The following is a 14,889-nucleotide window of genomic DNA, read 5'->3' as shown; positions in this document are numbered from 1 at the left end:
AATGCCAGCTCTCGCAGGATTGACAAGGCGCCGCCTGGTGTTGTGGGCGGCCGCCGCCTCGCCTGTTGCATTTGCGCAGCGGCCGGACGTTGCCCGCCGGGTCTGTTTCCTCTTCAGCAGCGCATCGGGCCGCAACATGCTTCCCGCCCAGCTTCTGCGCGAAGGTTTGGCAGAAAAGGGGTGGGTGGAAGGCCGCAACCTGGTTCTCGACGTTCGCGTCACCGACGTGCGCAACCCCGCCGGCACGGCAATCGCGGCTCGCGAGTTGCTTGCTGCTCCATGCGATCTGATGGTCACCTCGACCGATCAACAGGCCGCGGAGGTTGCCCGGTATTCCGGCTCAGTGCCGGTCGTGTTCGCCTACGGGCTCGATCCGGTTGGCCTCGGCGTCGTCCGGTCCCTGGCTCGCCCGGGGGGGAACATCACGGGGTACTCGGCCATGGATCGCGAAATCGCTGCGAAGCGCATCCAGATCCTGAAGGAGCTGATACCGCGACTGAACAGGTTGGTCGTCCTTCATCCCGTTGCCGACGACGGCGCGCGGGCGTCCGCGGCGGGGCTGGCGGCCATCGCCCAATCTCTCTCGATTGCCGCAACACCGACGCCGTATACCGCGGCAAATCTTGGCCTCGTGTATGCGGACATGTCTCGCACCGGCATCCAGGCGACCTTGAGCGTGCCGAGCCAACTGGCGTTTGCGGTGCGTCGCGAACTGGCCGCGCTTGCCATCCAGCATCGCATTCCCGGGATCTTCGGGTCTCCCGAGTTCGCCGACACCGGAGCCCTGGTTTCGTACGGAGTGAGCCTCAACGCCGCCTTCCGTCGCGCCGGCACCCTCGCCGACAAGATCCTCCGTGGCGCCAGCCCGTCGAATGTGCCAGTCGAACAGATCAACGTCTATGAGTTCGTGCTGAACATGAAGACGGCGACGGATATGGGGCTGCGCATCCCCAACCACGTCATGTTGCAGGCCACTCGTGTGGTGGGCTGATCCCTCATTGAGGCGTCTGCATGGCGACGTACGAAACGGCACATGCGCCAGACAGAGATCCCGCTAACCTTGTTGGAAGCCAATACCGAGGCCTGTTCCACTCAAGGAGACATTCATGCGCACGACGACAGCCTTCTTCCTTTCGACGCTTGTTTCCGCGGTAGCGCTGATGGCGCTTGCGCCACCTGCCCTGGCGCAGCGTGCCGGCGTCACCTCCAAACCGTTGCTGCGTACCTCACTGAGCGGTGACAGCACGAAGGAGTCAGTTCTCATCGCCATCGAATTCTCTCCCGGCGCCACCACGGGCCGTCACTCGCATCCCGGAGATGAGTACGCAGCGGTGCTTCAAGGCACATTGGAACTCCGGCTGGAAGGGCAGCCCCCGCGTCGCGTCACCGCCGGCGAGGCTTATCACAATCCGCAGGGCGTGGTTCACGAAACCATCAATGTTGGAGAGACTGTCGCCAAGACGGTCGCCACGTTCGTGGTCGAGAAGAACAAACCTGTCGTCGTTCCGGCTCCGTAGCTGCGTCGCGGCGGCGGCGCGCTGGACCGCCAGGCGGTAGAGCATCGGAATGGGTGACTCGAGCGCGCTACTGCCTGCCCGCACGCCCCACCCACCAGCAAGCGGCGAAGATCACCAGCGCGCCAAGCCACACCTGGGGGCGCACCGCTTCCGCGAACAACAGCCATCCAAAGAGCGCCGCCCAAGGCAGCGCAGTGAACTCCAGCACGCCGAGCGACTGTGCTTCGGCGCTGGCGTAGGCGCGGGCAAGCAACTGGATGCCCAGGTTGCCGAACAACCCCGCAAGCAGCGCCAAGCCCAAGGCCTCCCAGGTCGGCAAGGGAGCGCCCACGGCAGCAGGCGAAAGCAAGACCATCGGGATGACTGCGCTGGTGAGCGTCAGCAGCGTGGACCCATCCTTGGCAGCGCGCGCCCGCATCACGATTGCAGCCAACGCGTACGCCAGCGCCGCACCAAGGACCGCGCCGAGTGCCAAGGTGCGATCGCCGTCGAAGCTCGGCGCGCCCTGCAGGGTCAGCAACACTCCCGCAAAGCCCACGAAGGCGGCCAGCACCACCGGCCCGCGCATCTTCTCGCCGAGAAACAGGTGGGCGAGCGGCGGGATGAGTAGCGGCGCAACGAAGGACAGCGTGATTGCCTCAGCCAGGCCCAGCCGGGTGAGGGAGAAAAAGAAGAGAAACGCGGTGATGGTGATCAGGGTTCCTCTCAAGAGGTGAGCGGGCAGCATTTCCCGGGTCAGGCTGGGCCGGCCTTGCCACCACCAGACCGCCAGTGCGAAGACCGTGCCGAATACGTACCTCCCGAGCACCGCATAAGCGACCGCCGACCGGGTCAGTTCCTTCACCGCGGCGTCGAGCGCACAGAGTGCGGCGATGCCTGCAGCCGCAAGAACAAAGGGGCGAGGCGACGACATGCAGGCAGGCGAACCAGGTGAAAGAAAATGCGGTGGCAGCAGACAGTGTGCCAAACCCGGCGGGCCTGCCATGGCGCTGGTCGCCTTGTGGATCGCATGGGCCCGGCAGCAGCAACGGCGCATCGTCATCCTGGCCCGCTACCTGTCCGGCCATGACATCGAGAAGCACATCGAGACGCTCTCGCAGGGCTACTCGCGCGCCCTTGGCGAATCGGACCCCGCCCGCAGCGAGCAGGTCTGGGGCGTGCTGCGCGGGACCGAGGACGCCCTGTGCCGGCAGGTCCGCAAGCTCGCGGAGGACTTCTCGGGCGTCGAGCCTGCGGCCACGCGCGTGAGCAAGTTCCCGATCTGGCTGCCCCGCTCGCCCGCGTTCGACAGGTCCTTCGACATGCGCGAGGCGCTGCGCATGCACGCTCGCGGCATCTGCCGTGCCATCGATGAACAGAGCCCACCAAAAGACCGCGCCTTCGTCATCCTGGCCGAGATGCTCCTGATGCAGCACACCTGCCACTGGTATTGCCGTTCGAAATCCGTGGCGTCGGGCCGCATGCTGGCCCGCCATCGCACGTCCTACGAGCAACTCGTCGGGGCCGTGTTGCCGCAGACGCGACAGGCGTACCTGGGGCTGGTGTCCTGACGATGGCAGGCGGCGTTTCGCGGTGCCTGCCAAGGTTCAAGACAGGTTGGAACCAGTTCCAAGCGCGTGCCCGTCGCGAAGGTGCCCGGCGTGTTAACCTCGGTGCTGCTGAACGTTGAGCAGATCGTCGCTCTTCCAGGTAGGACTGTCTCCCTCCGGCGAACTTGCATCCCGCCGCGTCGTTGTCTGAATCCCTCTCGATGTCTTCTGACGTTGCGCACCGCGCGGCAGGTTGCTGCGCGGCACCTGTGCGCACTGCGGCGCGCCATTATTGAGAAAGGCTCAGCATGAGCACCAAGATCTACGTGGGCAACCTGCCCTACTCCGTGACCCATTCCATCCTGGAATCCAACTTTGCCGAGTTCGGCAGCGTCTCCTCCGCCAAGGTCATGATGGACCGTGAAACTGGCCGCTCCAAGGGCTTCGGTTTTGTCGAAATGGCCTCGGCCGAATTTGCCGAAGCTGCCATCAAGGGGCTCCACGGCATGTCCGTGGATGGCCGCTCGATCAACGTGAACCTGGCCCGCCCTCGCGAGGAAGGCCGTGGCCCCGGCGGAGCCGGTACGGACGGTTTCAAGGCCAGCAACCGGGCGGACGTTGGCTATGGCAATGGCGGGTTCGGCGGCGGTCGTTACTGAGACCGGCGCTGCCTCTGAAAGCCGGCTTTGCCGGCTTTTTTTGCGTTCGAACCAGGCGCAGTGGCCTGGACTTGTCGTCGGCGCCAGTGATGAGCCGCGGCAAGGCGGCCGATCACAGCCGCGCATTTGCCGGAGCCCTCCCGCGCCGGCGTTGTGAACCCAGCACTCACGCCTTCGCGATCGCGGCGCGGGCGACCTCCAGGAAGCTCGCCACCACCGCCGCCTCGAACTCCGGGTTCCAGGCCAGCAGCGCTGGCGATTGCGCGCGCAAGCCGCGCACGCGCACGAAGCGCACGCCATCCACCTTCGAGCGCGAGAGCGAGCGCGGCACCAGCGACACACCCAGCCCGTGCGCCACCATCGCGATGATGGTGAGCCACTGGCGCGCGGCATGCACCGTCGTCGGGTGGATGCCGGCCTGGCTGAAGATCGCGATCACGTTGTCGTGGTTGGCCGGCGCCACGTCGCGCGAGAACATCACGAACTGCTCGCCGGCCAGGTCCTGCAGTTTCACTGACGCCGCGCCCGACCGCGGATGGTCGACAGGCAGGCACAGCACGAACTCGTCGGCGGCGAGCGGCATGGATTGCAGTTGGGGTGGCACCGCGGCGGCATTGATGAAGCCCGCGTGCAGCTGGCCGTGCAGCAGCGCGGCCGTCTGGTCGGCGGTCGACATCTCGCGCAGCACCACGTCGACGCCAGGCATCTCGCGGCGGAACGCCTTCACGATGGCGGGCACCTTGCGGTAGATCAGCGAGCCGGTCACGCCGACTTCCAGCCGCCCGTGCATGCCGCGCGCAACCGCCTTCGCCACGCTCGAAGCCTTGGCGACGCGCTCCAGGATCTGGTTCGCCTCGACCAGGAAGGCGGCGCCCGCCGGCGTCAGGCGCACGCGCCGGCTGTCGCGCTCCAGCAGCTGCACCCCCAGCTCCTGTTCCAGGGACTTGATGGCGCTCGACAGCGGTGGCTGCGTCATCGCCAACCGCTCGGCCGCGCGGCCGAAGTGCAACTCCTCCGCGAGCACGGAGAAGTAGCGCAGGAAATGCAGTTTCATCGGTCGCTCCGGGCGGCTGCGGCGATTCGCAAAAGCAATCCATCGAGCCGGAAAAAGGATTGGACGTGAATGATTGGCCGCCAGATGATAGGCCCGCTTCACCTTGCAGGAGACATTCACCATGCGAACCATCCTCACCCGCCTGTTGGGCGCCGGCTTGCTGTGGACCGCCGCGCTGGGCGCTTCGGCGCAGGAGTACCCCGCCCAGCAAATCACGCTGATCGTCCCGTTCGCGGCCGGCAGCGGGACCGACGCCGTGGCCCGCATCGTCGGCATGAAGCTCGCCGACCGGCTGAAGCAGCCCGTGGTGATCGACAACAAGCCGGGCGCCAGCGCGCAGATCGGGGCGCAGGCCGCGGCCAAGGCCAAGCCGGATGGCTATACCTTGTTCATGACGACCAACACGTCCCACTCGGCCAACCCCAGCCTGTTCCAGAAGCTGCCCTACGACCCGGTGAAGGATTTCACGCCGGTCGCGCGCGTGGGCGAGCTGCCGTTCGCGCTGGTGGTGCCGACCTCGCTGCCGGTGAAATCGATGCGCGAACTGATCGCGCACGCGAAGGCCAATCCCAACAAGCTCTCGTATGCCACGCCCAACAGCACTTCGCTGGTGGCGTCGGAGACCATCAAGCGCATTGCCGGCCTGGACATCGTGGGCGTGCCCTACAAGTCCAGCCCGCAGGCGATGACCGACCTGATCGCCGGCTCGGTGCAGGTGTACGTGACCGATTTCGGCTCGGGCCTGCAGATGATGAAGTCCGACAAGGTGCGCACGCTCGCCGTCACCACGGCCAAGTCGTCGCCACTGCTGCCCGGCGTTCCTTCGATGGCCGAGGCGCTGCCCGGCTTCGACTTGACGTCGTGGAACGGCATCTTCGGCCCGGCCGGCATGCCGGCGCCCATCGTCGATCGCCTGAACCGTGAATTGCAGGTGGTGCTGGCCGACGCCGAAGTGCAGGAGAAGCTGGCCGGCCTGGGCTTCCAGGTCTGGCCGTCGAAGACGCCGGGCGAATTCGCGAGATACGTGGAAGACCAGTTGACGCACTGGAGCACGCTCATCAGGCAGGCCGGCATCAAGCCGGAGTAGCGCGATGCCAGAACGCTTGCAGCCGGCGGCGGGGCCGCTCGCCGGCGTGCGCATCCTCGACCTCACCACGGTGGTGATGGGGCCCTTCGCCACGCAGATCCTGGCGGGCCTGGGCGCCGAAGTCACCAAGGTGGAGCCGCCCGAAGGCGACAACATGCGCCACGTGGGCCCCATGCGCAACGCCGGCATGGGCCACATCTTCCTGCAGGCCAACCAGGGCAAACGCTCGATCGTGCTGGACCTGAAGCGCCCGGATGGCGTGGAGGTGGCGCACCGCCTGGCCGAACGCAGCGATGTGCTGATCAGCAACGTGAGACCCCAGGCCTTGCAGCGCCTCGGCCTCGACGACGCCTCGGTGCGCGCGCGCAATCCGCGCATCATCCACGTCAGCTGCTGTGGCTTCGACCAGGAGGGGCCGTACGCGGCACGCCCCGCTTATGACGACCTGATCCAGGGCGCGACCGGACTGCCGTGGCTGATGCAGCAGGCGGGCGCGGACGCGCCTGGCTACGCGCCGGTGACGCTGGCCGACCGCGTGACGGGCCTGCATGCCGTGTATGCCGTGACGGCGGCGCTGTATGCGCGCCAGGTCAGCGGGGTCGGGCAGGCCGTGGTGGTACCGATGTTCGAGGCGATGACGCAGTTCGTGCTGGGAGACCACCTCGCGGGCCTCGCGTTCGATCCGCCGCAAGGAGGCGCAGGCTATCCACGCCTGCTCACGCCGCACCGCAGGCCGTACCGCACCCAGGATGGCTACCTGTGCGTCCTGATCTACAACGACAAGCAGTGGAAAAGCTTCTTCGCCGCGATCGGTGACGCCGGCCGGCTGGAGCGCGATGCGCGCTTCGCCACGCACCGCCAGCGCGCCGACAACATCGATGCGGTCTACGAGGAGTTGGCTCGCATCCTGCGCGAGCGCGGCACCGCCGAATGGCAGGCCTTGCTCGATGCGGCCGACGTTCCCAACATGCCGATGAACTCCCCGGCCGACTTGCTGGACGACCCGCATCACGCGGCGACCGGCTTCATCCGCATGGTGGAGCATCCGACCGAAGGCACCTTGCGCATGCCACGCCAGCCCACGCGCTGGGGTGCGACGCCGCCCAGCCCCGATCTTTCCCCCGCGCCGGCACTGGGCCAGGACACGCGCGAGGTGCTGCGCGAGCTGGGCTACGCCGACGCCGATATCGCCCAGCTGCTGCAGTCGGGCGCCTGCCACGTGGCCCCCGCACCCCAGGAGCCCGTGACACCATGACCACCAGCCAGTACCACGTGCGGGGCGCGCAAGTGCCCGCCTACCATCCGGCCAACCATGAGGGCACCAGCAACCAGCGCCTGATCGGCCCGGCGATCGGCGCGCGCAACATCGAGGTGGTGCTGGGAACGATCGCCCGCGGTGGCGGCGCCTTGCCGCACGCGCACCCGGGGGTCGAGCAGGTCTGCTACCTGCTGGAGGGCAGTGCGCGCGCCGAGGTGGGCGGCGACAGCTTCGACCTCCAGCCGGGCGACGCCTGCTTTTTCCCCGCCGACTTGTTCCACGTGTTCACGGTCACCAGCGAGCAGCCCGCGCGCGTGCTGGTGATCTACAGCCCGCCGTACGGCGAGGATCCGAGCCGCGTGGTGCGGCCATGATGGACTTCGCGCAGGACGAATCGCAGCGCCAGATCGTCGACGCGGTTGCGCGCGTGTGCGCGCCGTTCGACGACGCCTACTGGCACGCGCGCGACGAGGACGGCCGCTTCCCCGACGAGTTCCACCGCGCGCTCGCCGGCTCCGGCTGGCTGGGCATCGCCATGCCGGAGGCCTTCGGCGGCTCGGGCCTGGGCATCCGCGAAGCGGCGCTGATGATGCACACCATCGCGGCCACCGGTGCCGGGCTCTCGGGCGCATCGGCGGTGCACATGAACATCTTCGGCTTGCACCCGGTGGTCGTGTTCGGCACGGCGGAGCAGAAGGCGCGCTGGCTGCCGCCGCTGATCGCGGGGCAGGACCGCGCCTGCTTCGCGGTCACAGAACCGAACTCCGGCTTGAACACGCTGAAGCTGCGCACGCGCGCGGTGCGCAACGGCGACCATTACGTGGTGACGGGCCAGAAGGTGTGGATCTCCACGGCGCAGGTCGCCAACAAGGTGCTGTTGCTGGCACGCACGACGCCGGTGGAGGAATCCAAGGGGACGCATGGCCTGAGCCTGTTCTATACCGACCTGGACCGTTCGGCCATCGCCGTGCACGAGATCGCCAAGATGGGCCGCCAGTGCGTGGACTCCAACCAGCTGTTCATCGACGGCCTGAAGGTGCCGGTGGCGGACCGCATCGGTGAGGAGGGCCGCGGCTTCGAATACATCCTGCATGGCCTGAACCCGGAGCGCATCCTGATCGCGCACGAGGCCATCGGCCTGGGCCGCGCCGCGCTGCGCAAGGCCACCGGCTATGCGCAGGAGCGCGTGGTGTTCGACCGGCCGATCGGCATGAACCAGGGCATCCAGCATCCGCTGGCGCGCAACTGGATGGAACTGGAGGCGGCGCACCTCATGGCGCAGAAAGCCGCGCATCTCTACGACCAGGGACAGCCGTGCGGGGCCGAGGCCAACGCGGCGAAGTACCTGGGTGCGGAGGCATGTTTCCGCGCCTGCGAGAACGCCATCCTCACGCACGGCGGCATGGGCTATTCGCGCGAGTTCCACGTCGAGCGCTACCTGCGCGAAGCGTGGATCCCGCGGCTCGCGCCCGTGAGCCCGCAGCTGATCCTGTGCTTCATCGCCGAGAAGGTGCTGGGCCTGCCCAAGTCGTATTGAGCGGCTGCGCCAGCCATGTCGCCCCGAGGGCTTCCGCTATCGCCGTGCATGCCGGCGAGCGCGATCCTCCAGGCGCGACTGCTCGAGTGCCAACAAGCGGCTGACCTCCCTCAAGCTGCGAATCTGCTGCTCGACACCTCGACGCTTCTCGGCCAGGAGCTCGGCGCCTGCTTTGCACTGGATGCCGCCGGAACGCAATCCGTTGAGCACTTCCTGGATCTCGTCCAGGGAAAAGCCAAGCGACTGCATGCTGCGAAGAAGCTTGATTTCCTTCACGAGCGACGCAGGATAGTCCCGATAGTTGTTCGAACCGCGAGGGATCTTGCCCAGCAAGCCGCGGCGCTCGTAGTACCGGATGGCGTCACGCCCAAGACCCGTCTGCGCCTCGAGCGCGGAAATTTCCATGAAGTTTTCTTGACTGTGGACCCGGGTCCACACTCTAGCATCGCCTTCCAGCAAGGAGGTGCCCATGTATTCGCTCGCCAGCACAAGCGTCGTGATCGAACGCCCACGAGTGGTTGTCTTCGACTACGTGTCGAACCACACGAACTTCGCCGAATGGTTCCCCGGGGTCGTGGAAGTCAAGTCACGTGATCAGGTTGCGCATGCCACTGTGGGAAAGGAGTACGACGAGACCCTTCTCACTCCACTTCGTGGCAGGCAATCCGTCGTCATTCGAGTGACTGAAGTGGCGCCGCCGCGGAAATTTGTGACCGAGGGGTCGCTGCCGCTGTTGATGCCGCGCATGGAGATCGAGCTCCACGATATTGAACTGAACACGTGCCGGGTCCAGTGGCGGATGCTGAGCAGAAGCACGACGCCCCTTGCTCGCTGGACGGTCCTGCCCCTCGCTGGGCTGGCGACGCAGAAGCGCGCCGATGCGGCCATGCGTCGTCTCAAGAAAATACTCGAATGCGCCTTCGACCCAAAGCAGCCTTGCACCGCGCAGGACCGGAAGAATGTCAGCGGCTCCTGATGCTCACAGATGGCAAAAGTGGCCCTTGGCAGAGTATCGAAGCGGGGCTTGGCTCCAAGCGGATCATGCTGAGCAATGGGCGGGCTGGGGGTGGCAGGCGCCGGCGGCAATCGCTCTATGTAAACTAGGTGCTCCGAGTTGCCGGGGCATCCGCTCGGTTGGACCTAACGCCCGTGCCCGACATCCTCTCCACTGCGTTCGTCGAGCGTGCAAGCGAACAGCTGCCCTGGTTTGCCGTGGCGCTGCTGGTTGCGGTGGGCATCACGTCCCTGGTTTCCCGCGAACGCCGCCGCCGGCTTGGCCTCACCAAGTTCCTGCTCGGCTACCTGTGCATCGCGGCCGTACCGCTCTTCGGCGTGATCGTGCTGCGGTCGGCGCTGCGGGAGGGACTGGAGCAAGCCAGCCACGGGTGGTGGGCCGCGTTGTGGCTCAGCCTGTTCTGGATGATGACCTTCATCGTCGTCGCGCAGTGGATCGTGCGCCGCATGCCGCCGACCCGCGGGTGGCTGCGGGACTATCGTCAGGCCGGCCGCGACATCTGGCGCGAGCGGCTGGCACGCTGGTTCGGCATCCGTTCACGCGATTGACGACGGCGTCTTGCGCTGCATGACATGCAATGGCCAGAGAGCGGCCTGCGCTCTACATGCGCTCCCCCGGCTGCCCTCAACGCACGGTGAGGTGCAGCGAGCGCGCCAGTTCCCGCATGCGCTGCGCCTCGCGCTGCACATGCTCCTGCAGTTCGGGGCCCGCCAGCGCGAGTGGTTCCATCCCGCTGGCGCGCGCCGCCTGCTCATACGCAGGAGTCTTCATGACGCGCTGCAGGATGCGGGTCCATTCATCCAGGTCCTTCGCCGGGACACCGGGCCCCATGTAGATGCCACGCACCGTGGGCCAGACCAGATCCACGCCCTGCTCGCGTGCGGTCGGCACACCGGCCAAGGTTCCGCGCTGCCGTTGCGGCGCCAAGACCGCCAGCAGCCGGATCTCGCCCGCCGCCAACGCCGGCATCGCCTCGCCCGCGTCGCCGCAGAACACATCGACGTGGCCGCCGCGCAGCGCCGCGATCGCCTGCCCGCCACCTTCGAACGACACGAAGCGCATCGTCCGGTGGTCGCGTCCCGCGGCGCGCACCAGCAGTGACGCCTTCACCCAGTCCTGGCTGCCGACGGCGCCGCCCGCGCCGAACACCGCGCCGCTGGCGTTCTCGCGCAGGCGCTGCATCAGCGCGGGCAGGGTCGCGAAGCGCGAGTCCTTGCGGACGGCGACCACACCGTACTCGGTGCCCAACGTGGCGAGCCAGCGCACGTCCTGCGGGCCATGCGGGCCGAACTTGCCCTGCACCAGGTTCAGCAGCGACCCGGTCGAGAAGGCGACGAACACGGCGGGATCGCTCCAGTTCTGCGTGACCGCGCGGTCGAAGACGACAGCGCCGATGCCGCCCGGCATGTAGCGGACTTGCACGTCGGTGGCCGGTCCGGGCGGCAGCGCCAGTGCCTGCTTCAGGAGCTGGCAGGTCAGGTCGAAGCCACCACCGGGCTTGGCCGGCGCGATGCACTCCACTTGCGCCGGTGCGGCTGCGGCCAATTGCGCCAGCGCGCCGATCATCAGCCCTATCGCGAACTGAAAATGCCGCATCAAGATTCCTTTGAAGCGCCGGCGGTGCTTCGCGGCCACCAGAGCGCCGCATGCAGGCCCGTCCCACCTTCGCGCGGCTCCAGCCGCAGCACGCCCTGGTGCCTCGTTGCGATGGCGCGTGCGATGGAAAGGCCGAGGCCGGAGCCGCCCGACGACGCGCCGGGCACCCGCGCGAACCTGCTGCCGGCGCCGGCCGCGAGCGAGGCGGGCAGGCCCGGCCCGGTGTCCTCCACCGAGACACTCCAGCCCATGGTATCGCCCGCGGCGCCCAGCGTGATCGCGCCGGCCGGCGTGTAGGCGATCGCATTCGCCACGAGATTGGTGAGCGCCTCCCGCAGCAAGGGGGGGTCACCGAAGGCTTCGAGCGGCTCGCACTCCACGCCCAGATCCAGGCCCTTCTCGCGCGCGCTGCGCAGGAACTGCCGCGCGACGTCGTCCAGCAGTTCGTGCACGCGAAACCATTCCGGCTGCAGCTGCACCGCTTCGCTGCGCGTGAGGCTCAGGAACTGGTTGGTGCTGCGGGTGGCGCGCTGCAGTTCCTGCATCAGTGCGGCCAGCGCCTGCTGGACCGATTCCGCATCCTGCTGCCGCACGGCGAACTCCACCTGCATGCGCAGGGTGGTCAGGTGGGTGCGCAACTGGTGGGACGCATCGTCCAGGAAAGCGTGCTGCTGCGCCATGCGCTCCTGTGTGCGCCGCAGGTGCTGGTTGATGGCATCGACCAGCGGGCGCACGTCGGGCGCGGCGCCGTCGGCGGGGATCGGCTGCAGTTCCCCCGGCGCCCGCGACAGCACCTCGCGCGAAAGCCTTCCGATCGGGCGCAGCACGAACAGCACCGCGCCGATGCACAAGCTGACCGCGAGCACCAGGAACAACGTGCTGTTGAACGCAGCGCGCCGCACGAACACCTGCCGGAAGTCATCGCGCGAGCGCGTGCTCTCCGCCACCTGGATGACCAATTGCCGCGAGGGGGAGCCGGCCGCCAGCCGATTGAGCTCGCGGCTGTTGGCGACGACCCGCACCGGGTCGCCGAAGTACACGCCGTCGTAGAACTGCGGCACGCCGGGAACGAGGCGCCGCGGTGGCGCGGGCAGGTCCGCGCTGCCGAGTTCGACCAGACCATCCGCCGTCGCCACGCGGTAGTGCACGGCGCCGCTGGCGGTCAGTTCGAAGAACTCGAACATGCGGTAGGGCAGCTCCATGGCCAGGCCGCCGGATTCGGTGGAGACGTTCGCGTCGATCGCCTTCAGCGCGCCGAGCAGCGAGCGGTCATAGGCCGCGTCGGCCGCGCGATGCACGTCCAGCGCCGTCCAGCGCAGTTCGGCCAGCGACAGCAGCAGCAAAGCCGGCAGCAGGAGCAGCAGCAGCTGCTGCGCCAGCGTCAGCTGGCTAAGCCGCTTCCAGCGCATAGCCGAGGCCGCGGTAGGTCTTGATGGCCAGGCCGCGGCCGTCCACGCGCTTGCGCAGGCGGTGCACGATGACCTCCACGGCCTCCGGGTGGATGTCCGTGTCGTCGGAGACGACGCGTTCGAGGATGTGCTGCTTGGCCATCGGCTCGCCCGCATGCTGCAGCAGCACGCGCAGCACGGCGGATTCGCGCGGGGGCAGGGCCAGCGTTTCGCCGGCGAGCGTGAACCGCTGGGTGGCCAGCTCGTAGCTGAGGGGACCGCAGGACAGGCGCGCCGCCTCGGCGCCGCGCGCGCGGCGCAGCAATGCATGCAGGCGCACCTGCAGTTCCTCGAGTTCGAACGGCTTGGCGAGGAAGTCGTCGGCACCCGCGTGGAAGGCCCGCACCTTGTCGCCAAGACCGTCGCGCGCGGTGAGCACCAGCGCGGGGATGTGGCGGTCACGCTGCCGCAGCTCGGCCAGCACCTCCTGGCCATCGCGGTCCGGCAAGCCGAGATCCAGCACGATGGCGTCGTGGTGGCCCGCGGCTGCCGCGGCCAGCGCGGCCCGGCCGGTGTCGACCCATTCCACGATGATACCCGCGCTCTCCAGGGCTTTGGACAGCCAGGTGCCGAGGCTGTGTTCGTCTTCGACCAGCAGGATGCGCATGGGCTCAGCCTGCGAGTCGAGGACGGCAGGGAAGGATCAGTCAGCCTCGATTTTCGCCCGTTCCACCACCTGCTTCCAGCGCTTCTGTTCGGCAGTGATGAACTGCGCGAACTGCGCCGGCGTGCCGCCGACCGGCTCGGCCGCGTCGCCGATGAGGCGCTCCGTGCCCGCCGGCGAGCGCATTGCCTTCTGCGTCTCGGCAGCCAGCTTGTCGATGTTCGCCTGCGGCATCGAGGCCGGCGCCATCATGCCGTACCACTGCGTCATCTCGAAGCCCGGGAAGCCCTGCTCGGCGACCGTGGGCACGTCGGGCAACTGCGCCAGGCGCTTGGTCGAGCCCGTGGCGATGCAGCGCAGCTTGCCCGCCTTGATCTGCGACAGGATGGCCGAGGCGCCCACCGAGGCCGCGTCCAGCCGGCCCGCCAGCAGGTCGGTGAGCTGCGGGCCCGTGCCCCTGTACGGGATGTGCGTGATGAAGATGTTGGCAGTCATCTTGAGGTATTCCATCGCGAGATGGCCGGCGCTGCCGTTGCCCGCCGAGCCGTAGTTCATTCGGCCCGGCTTGGCCTTCACGAGGGCGATGAACTCCTTCAGGTCCTTCGCCGGCAGGTCGGGGTGCACGACGTACAGGCTCGGCACCTTGGCCAGCAGGCTGACCGGCTTGAAGTCCTTGTTGGCGTCGTACGGGAGCTTCTTGAACATGTACGGGTTGACCGCGAGCGTGCCGATGTGGCCCAGGATCAGCGTGTGCATGTCGTCGGCGCGCGCGACCTCCTGCATCGCGATGTTGCCGGAGGCGCCGGGCTTGTTGTCGACGAAGACGTTCTGCCCGATCGTCTTGCTCAGTTCACCCGCGGCGGAGCGCGCCACGATCTCCGAGCTGCCGCCCGGCGCGAACGGCACGACGAAGCGGATCGGCTTGGAAGGCCAGGCCTGTGCCATGGCCTCGAAGGGCAGGGTGGCGGCGAGCGCCGCGCCGGCGCCCAGAAGGTCTCGTCTCGTGATGGTCATGGGTGTCTCCGTCTGCGCATGATGCGCCAGGCCGTGAAGGTACGCGGCAGTGGCTTTCAGGACGCTTTCACGCATGCTGCACTGCAAGGCCGTGAACGGCCGGACTTCGCTAGCATGTGGCCATGCCCGCTTCGGGAGAGCCAGCGATGGCCTTGCGCAAGTTTGGACGAATGGCCGCGGCCGCCCTGTGCCTCGGTGCCACGGTGGCCGCGCAGGCCGCGTGGCGCCCGGTGCCGGGCGCGCCCGACCTGGACATCGAGCTCGGCTCCATGCAGGCGGAGCATTCGCTGGTGGCCGTCTGGGTGCGCTCCTGGGGCCGGCACGCCCTGCTGCCCGATCTGGCGACGCACGGCGCCCGGCCGCCCCGCATCCAGCGCACGGCCTTGCGCCTGGAGTTCGATTGCAGCCGCCGGACGATGCGCGTGCTGGCCGCCAATGCTTATGCCACGACGGGTGCGCCGGCCTTCATGACCTCCACGCCGGGCCCGGTGCTGCCCGTCACGGGCGACGACCTCGGCTGGGCCTACGACGCCGTCTGCGAAGCAGCCCGGTCCGACCGGCGCCTGTAGCG

At 67.9% G+C, this 14,889-nt stretch carries 18 protein-coding genes; 11 read left to right on the top strand and 7 right to left on the bottom strand.

From position 1 onward, the window contains the following. The first annotated feature begins 1 nt into the window (after window position 1). The gene (locus FN976_RS13945; RefSeq protein ID WP_186510893.1) at window positions 2-991 is read left to right on the top strand and encodes an ABC transporter substrate-binding protein; all 990 of its coding nucleotides are present in this window, start codon (window positions 2-4) and stop codon (window positions 989-991) included. A 115-nt stretch (window positions 992-1,106) separates the two neighbouring features. Then, entirely contained in the window at window positions 1,107-1,517 is a 411-nt protein-coding gene (locus FN976_RS13940; RefSeq protein ID WP_145893646.1) for a cupin domain-containing protein, read from the top strand. Between the two features lie 67 nt (window positions 1,518-1,584). Here FN976_RS13940 and FN976_RS13935 read toward each other — a convergent pair whose 3' ends face one another. After that, window positions 1,585-2,430 carry a DMT family transporter gene (locus FN976_RS13935; RefSeq protein WP_222432817.1) on the bottom strand — a complete coding sequence of 282 codons (846 nt, stop codon included), beginning with the start codon at window positions 2,428-2,430 and terminating at the stop codon, window positions 1,585-1,587. A gap of 70 nt (window positions 2,431-2,500) precedes the next feature. Between FN976_RS13935 and FN976_RS13930 the strand changes: the two genes are divergently transcribed. Continuing rightward, window positions 2,501-3,067: a hypothetical protein gene (locus tag FN976_RS13930; protein WP_145893644.1), complete on the top strand. Its 567-nt coding sequence runs from the start codon at window positions 2,501-2,503 to the stop codon at window positions 3,065-3,067. A 287-nt stretch (window positions 3,068-3,354) separates the two neighbouring features. Further along, window positions 3,355-3,705: an RNA-binding regulator gene (gene rbp / locus FN976_RS13925; RefSeq protein WP_145893643.1), complete on the top strand. Its 351-nt coding sequence runs from the start codon at window positions 3,355-3,357 to the stop codon at window positions 3,703-3,705. Window positions 3,706-3,871: 166 nt separating this feature from the next. Here rbp and FN976_RS13920 read toward each other — a convergent pair whose 3' ends face one another. After that, entirely contained in the window at window positions 3,872-4,759 is an 888-nt protein-coding gene (locus tag FN976_RS13920; protein WP_145893642.1) for a LysR family transcriptional regulator, read from the bottom strand. A 121-nt stretch (window positions 4,760-4,880) separates the two neighbouring features. Here FN976_RS13920 and FN976_RS13915 point away from each other — a divergent pair, with 121 nt between their 5' ends. Genes FN976_RS13915 through FN976_RS13900 form a run of 4 tightly spaced genes read left to right on the top strand, consistent with a single transcriptional unit; the run spans window position 4,881 to window position 8,641 of the window. Further along, window positions 4,881-5,846: a Bug family tripartite tricarboxylate transporter substrate binding protein gene (locus FN976_RS13915; protein ID WP_145893641.1), complete on the top strand. Its 966-nt coding sequence runs from the start codon at window positions 4,881-4,883 to the stop codon at window positions 5,844-5,846. A gap of 4 nt (window positions 5,847-5,850) precedes the next feature. After that, the gene (locus FN976_RS13910) at window positions 5,851-7,101 is read left to right on the top strand and encodes a CaiB/BaiF CoA transferase family protein (RefSeq protein WP_145893640.1); all 1,251 of its coding nucleotides are present in this window, start codon (window positions 5,851-5,853) and stop codon (window positions 7,099-7,101) included. After that, window positions 7,098-7,478 carry a cupin domain-containing protein gene (locus FN976_RS13905; protein ID WP_145893639.1) on the top strand — a complete coding sequence of 127 codons (381 nt, stop codon included), beginning with the start codon at window positions 7,098-7,100 and terminating at the stop codon, window positions 7,476-7,478. Before FN976_RS13910 ends, FN976_RS13905 begins: the two co-directional genes overlap by 4 nt. Further along, a complete protein-coding gene (locus FN976_RS13900; protein ID WP_145893807.1) occupies window positions 7,478-8,641 on the top strand; it encodes an acyl-CoA dehydrogenase family protein in 1,164 nt (387 codons plus the stop codon). The genes FN976_RS13905 and FN976_RS13900 overlap by 1 nt, the downstream gene beginning before the upstream one ends. 36 nt (window positions 8,642-8,677) lie before the next feature. Here FN976_RS13900 and FN976_RS13895 read toward each other — a convergent pair whose 3' ends face one another. Beyond that, a complete protein-coding gene (locus FN976_RS13895; protein WP_145893638.1) occupies window positions 8,678-9,046 on the bottom strand; it encodes a MerR family transcriptional regulator in 369 nt (122 codons plus the stop codon). Between the two features lie 64 nt (window positions 9,047-9,110). On the opposite strand from FN976_RS13895, the gene FN976_RS13890 reads away from it, so the two are divergent. Together FN976_RS13890 and FN976_RS13885 are read left to right on the top strand one after the other, a co-directional pair. Then, the gene (locus tag FN976_RS13890; RefSeq protein ID WP_145893637.1) at window positions 9,111-9,617 is read left to right on the top strand and encodes an SRPBCC family protein; all 507 of its coding nucleotides are present in this window, start codon (window positions 9,111-9,113) and stop codon (window positions 9,615-9,617) included. A gap of 173 nt (window positions 9,618-9,790) precedes the next feature. Next, window positions 9,791-10,204 (top strand): hypothetical protein, encoded by a 414-nt coding sequence (locus FN976_RS13885; protein ID WP_145893636.1) that lies wholly within the window; start codon window positions 9,791-9,793, stop codon window positions 10,202-10,204. A gap of 76 nt (window positions 10,205-10,280) precedes the next feature. Here FN976_RS13885 and FN976_RS13880 read toward each other — a convergent pair whose 3' ends face one another. The 4 genes from FN976_RS13880 to FN976_RS13865 are packed head-to-tail and all read right to left on the bottom strand — an operon-like array spanning window position 10,281 to window position 14,318. Next, window positions 10,281-11,252 (bottom strand): tripartite tricarboxylate transporter substrate binding protein, encoded by a 972-nt coding sequence (locus FN976_RS13880; protein WP_145893635.1) that lies wholly within the window; start codon window positions 11,250-11,252, stop codon window positions 10,281-10,283. After that, complete coding sequence (locus tag FN976_RS13875) at window positions 11,252-12,661, bottom strand: sensor histidine kinase (protein WP_145893634.1); 1,410 nt, start codon at window positions 12,659-12,661, stop codon at window positions 11,252-11,254. The genes FN976_RS13880 and FN976_RS13875 overlap by 1 nt, the downstream gene beginning before the upstream one ends. Further along, the gene (locus FN976_RS13870; RefSeq protein WP_145893633.1) at window positions 12,642-13,307 is read right to left on the bottom strand and encodes a response regulator; all 666 of its coding nucleotides are present in this window, start codon (window positions 13,305-13,307) and stop codon (window positions 12,642-12,644) included. Before FN976_RS13870 ends, FN976_RS13875 begins: the two co-directional genes overlap by 20 nt. A 36-nt stretch (window positions 13,308-13,343) precedes the next feature. Beyond that, window positions 13,344-14,318 carry a Bug family tripartite tricarboxylate transporter substrate binding protein gene (locus FN976_RS13865; protein ID WP_145893632.1) on the bottom strand — a complete coding sequence of 325 codons (975 nt, stop codon included), beginning with the start codon at window positions 14,316-14,318 and terminating at the stop codon, window positions 13,344-13,346. Window positions 14,319-14,464: 146 nt separating this feature from the next. On the opposite strand from FN976_RS13865, the gene FN976_RS13860 reads away from it, so the two are divergent. Next, the gene (locus tag FN976_RS13860; protein WP_186510891.1) at window positions 14,465-14,887 is read left to right on the top strand and encodes a hypothetical protein; all 423 of its coding nucleotides are present in this window, start codon (window positions 14,465-14,467) and stop codon (window positions 14,885-14,887) included. The last annotated feature ends 2 nt before the right edge of the window (window positions 14,888-14,889 follow it).

Origin of the sequence: Caenimonas sedimenti (genome assembly GCF_007833165.1) — a bacterium.
GTDB lineage: Bacteria > Pseudomonadota > Gammaproteobacteria > Burkholderiales > Burkholderiaceae_C > Ramlibacter > Ramlibacter sedimenti.
Note: the sequence above shows the minus strand (reverse complement) of the source record. Positions and strands in the feature narration are given on the sequence as shown.

Bases quoted from the DNA above. Each gene is read 5' to 3' on its own strand.
- rbp (WP_145893643.1), top strand. From the start codon at position 3,355: ATGAGCACCAAGATCTACGTGGGCAACCTGCCCTACTCCGTGACCCAT.
- FN976_RS13900 (WP_145893807.1), top strand. From the start codon at position 7,478: ATGGACTTCGCGCAGGACGAATCGCAGCGCCAGATCGTCGACGCGGTT.
- FN976_RS13935 (WP_222432817.1), bottom strand. From the start codon at position 2,430: ATGTCGTCGCCTCGCCCCTTTGTTCTTGCGGCTGCAGGCATCGCCGCA.
- FN976_RS13940 (WP_145893646.1), top strand. From the start codon at position 1,107: ATGCGCACGACGACAGCCTTCTTCCTTTCGACGCTTGTTTCCGCGGTA.
- FN976_RS13870 (WP_145893633.1), bottom strand. From the start codon at position 13,307: ATGCGCATCCTGCTGGTCGAAGACGAACACAGCCTCGGCACCTGGCTG.
- FN976_RS13895 (WP_145893638.1), bottom strand. From the start codon at position 9,046: ATGGAAATTTCCGCGCTCGAGGCGCAGACGGGTCTTGGGCGTGACGCC.
- FN976_RS13920 (WP_145893642.1), bottom strand. From the start codon at position 4,759: ATGAAACTGCATTTCCTGCGCTACTTCTCCGTGCTCGCGGAGGAGTTG.
- FN976_RS13910 (WP_145893640.1), top strand. From the start codon at position 5,851: ATGCCAGAACGCTTGCAGCCGGCGGCGGGGCCGCTCGCCGGCGTGCGC.
- FN976_RS13880 (WP_145893635.1), bottom strand. From the start codon at position 11,252: ATGCGGCATTTTCAGTTCGCGATAGGGCTGATGATCGGCGCGCTGGCG.
- FN976_RS13930 (WP_145893644.1), top strand. From the start codon at position 2,501: ATGGCGCTGGTCGCCTTGTGGATCGCATGGGCCCGGCAGCAGCAACGG.
- FN976_RS13915 (WP_145893641.1), top strand. From the start codon at position 4,881: ATGCGAACCATCCTCACCCGCCTGTTGGGCGCCGGCTTGCTGTGGACC.
- FN976_RS13865 (WP_145893632.1), bottom strand. From the start codon at position 14,318: ATGACCATCACGAGACGAGACCTTCTGGGCGCCGGCGCGGCGCTCGCC.
- FN976_RS13905 (WP_145893639.1), top strand. From the start codon at position 7,098: ATGACCACCAGCCAGTACCACGTGCGGGGCGCGCAAGTGCCCGCCTAC.
- FN976_RS13945 (WP_186510893.1), top strand. From the start codon at position 2: ATGCCAGCTCTCGCAGGATTGACAAGGCGCCGCCTGGTGTTGTGGGCG.
- FN976_RS13860 (WP_186510891.1), top strand. From the start codon at position 14,465: ATGGCCTTGCGCAAGTTTGGACGAATGGCCGCGGCCGCCCTGTGCCTC.
- FN976_RS13890 (WP_145893637.1), top strand. From the start codon at position 9,111: ATGTATTCGCTCGCCAGCACAAGCGTCGTGATCGAACGCCCACGAGTG.
- FN976_RS13875 (WP_145893634.1), bottom strand. From the start codon at position 12,661: ATGCGCTGGAAGCGGCTTAGCCAGCTGACGCTGGCGCAGCAGCTGCTG.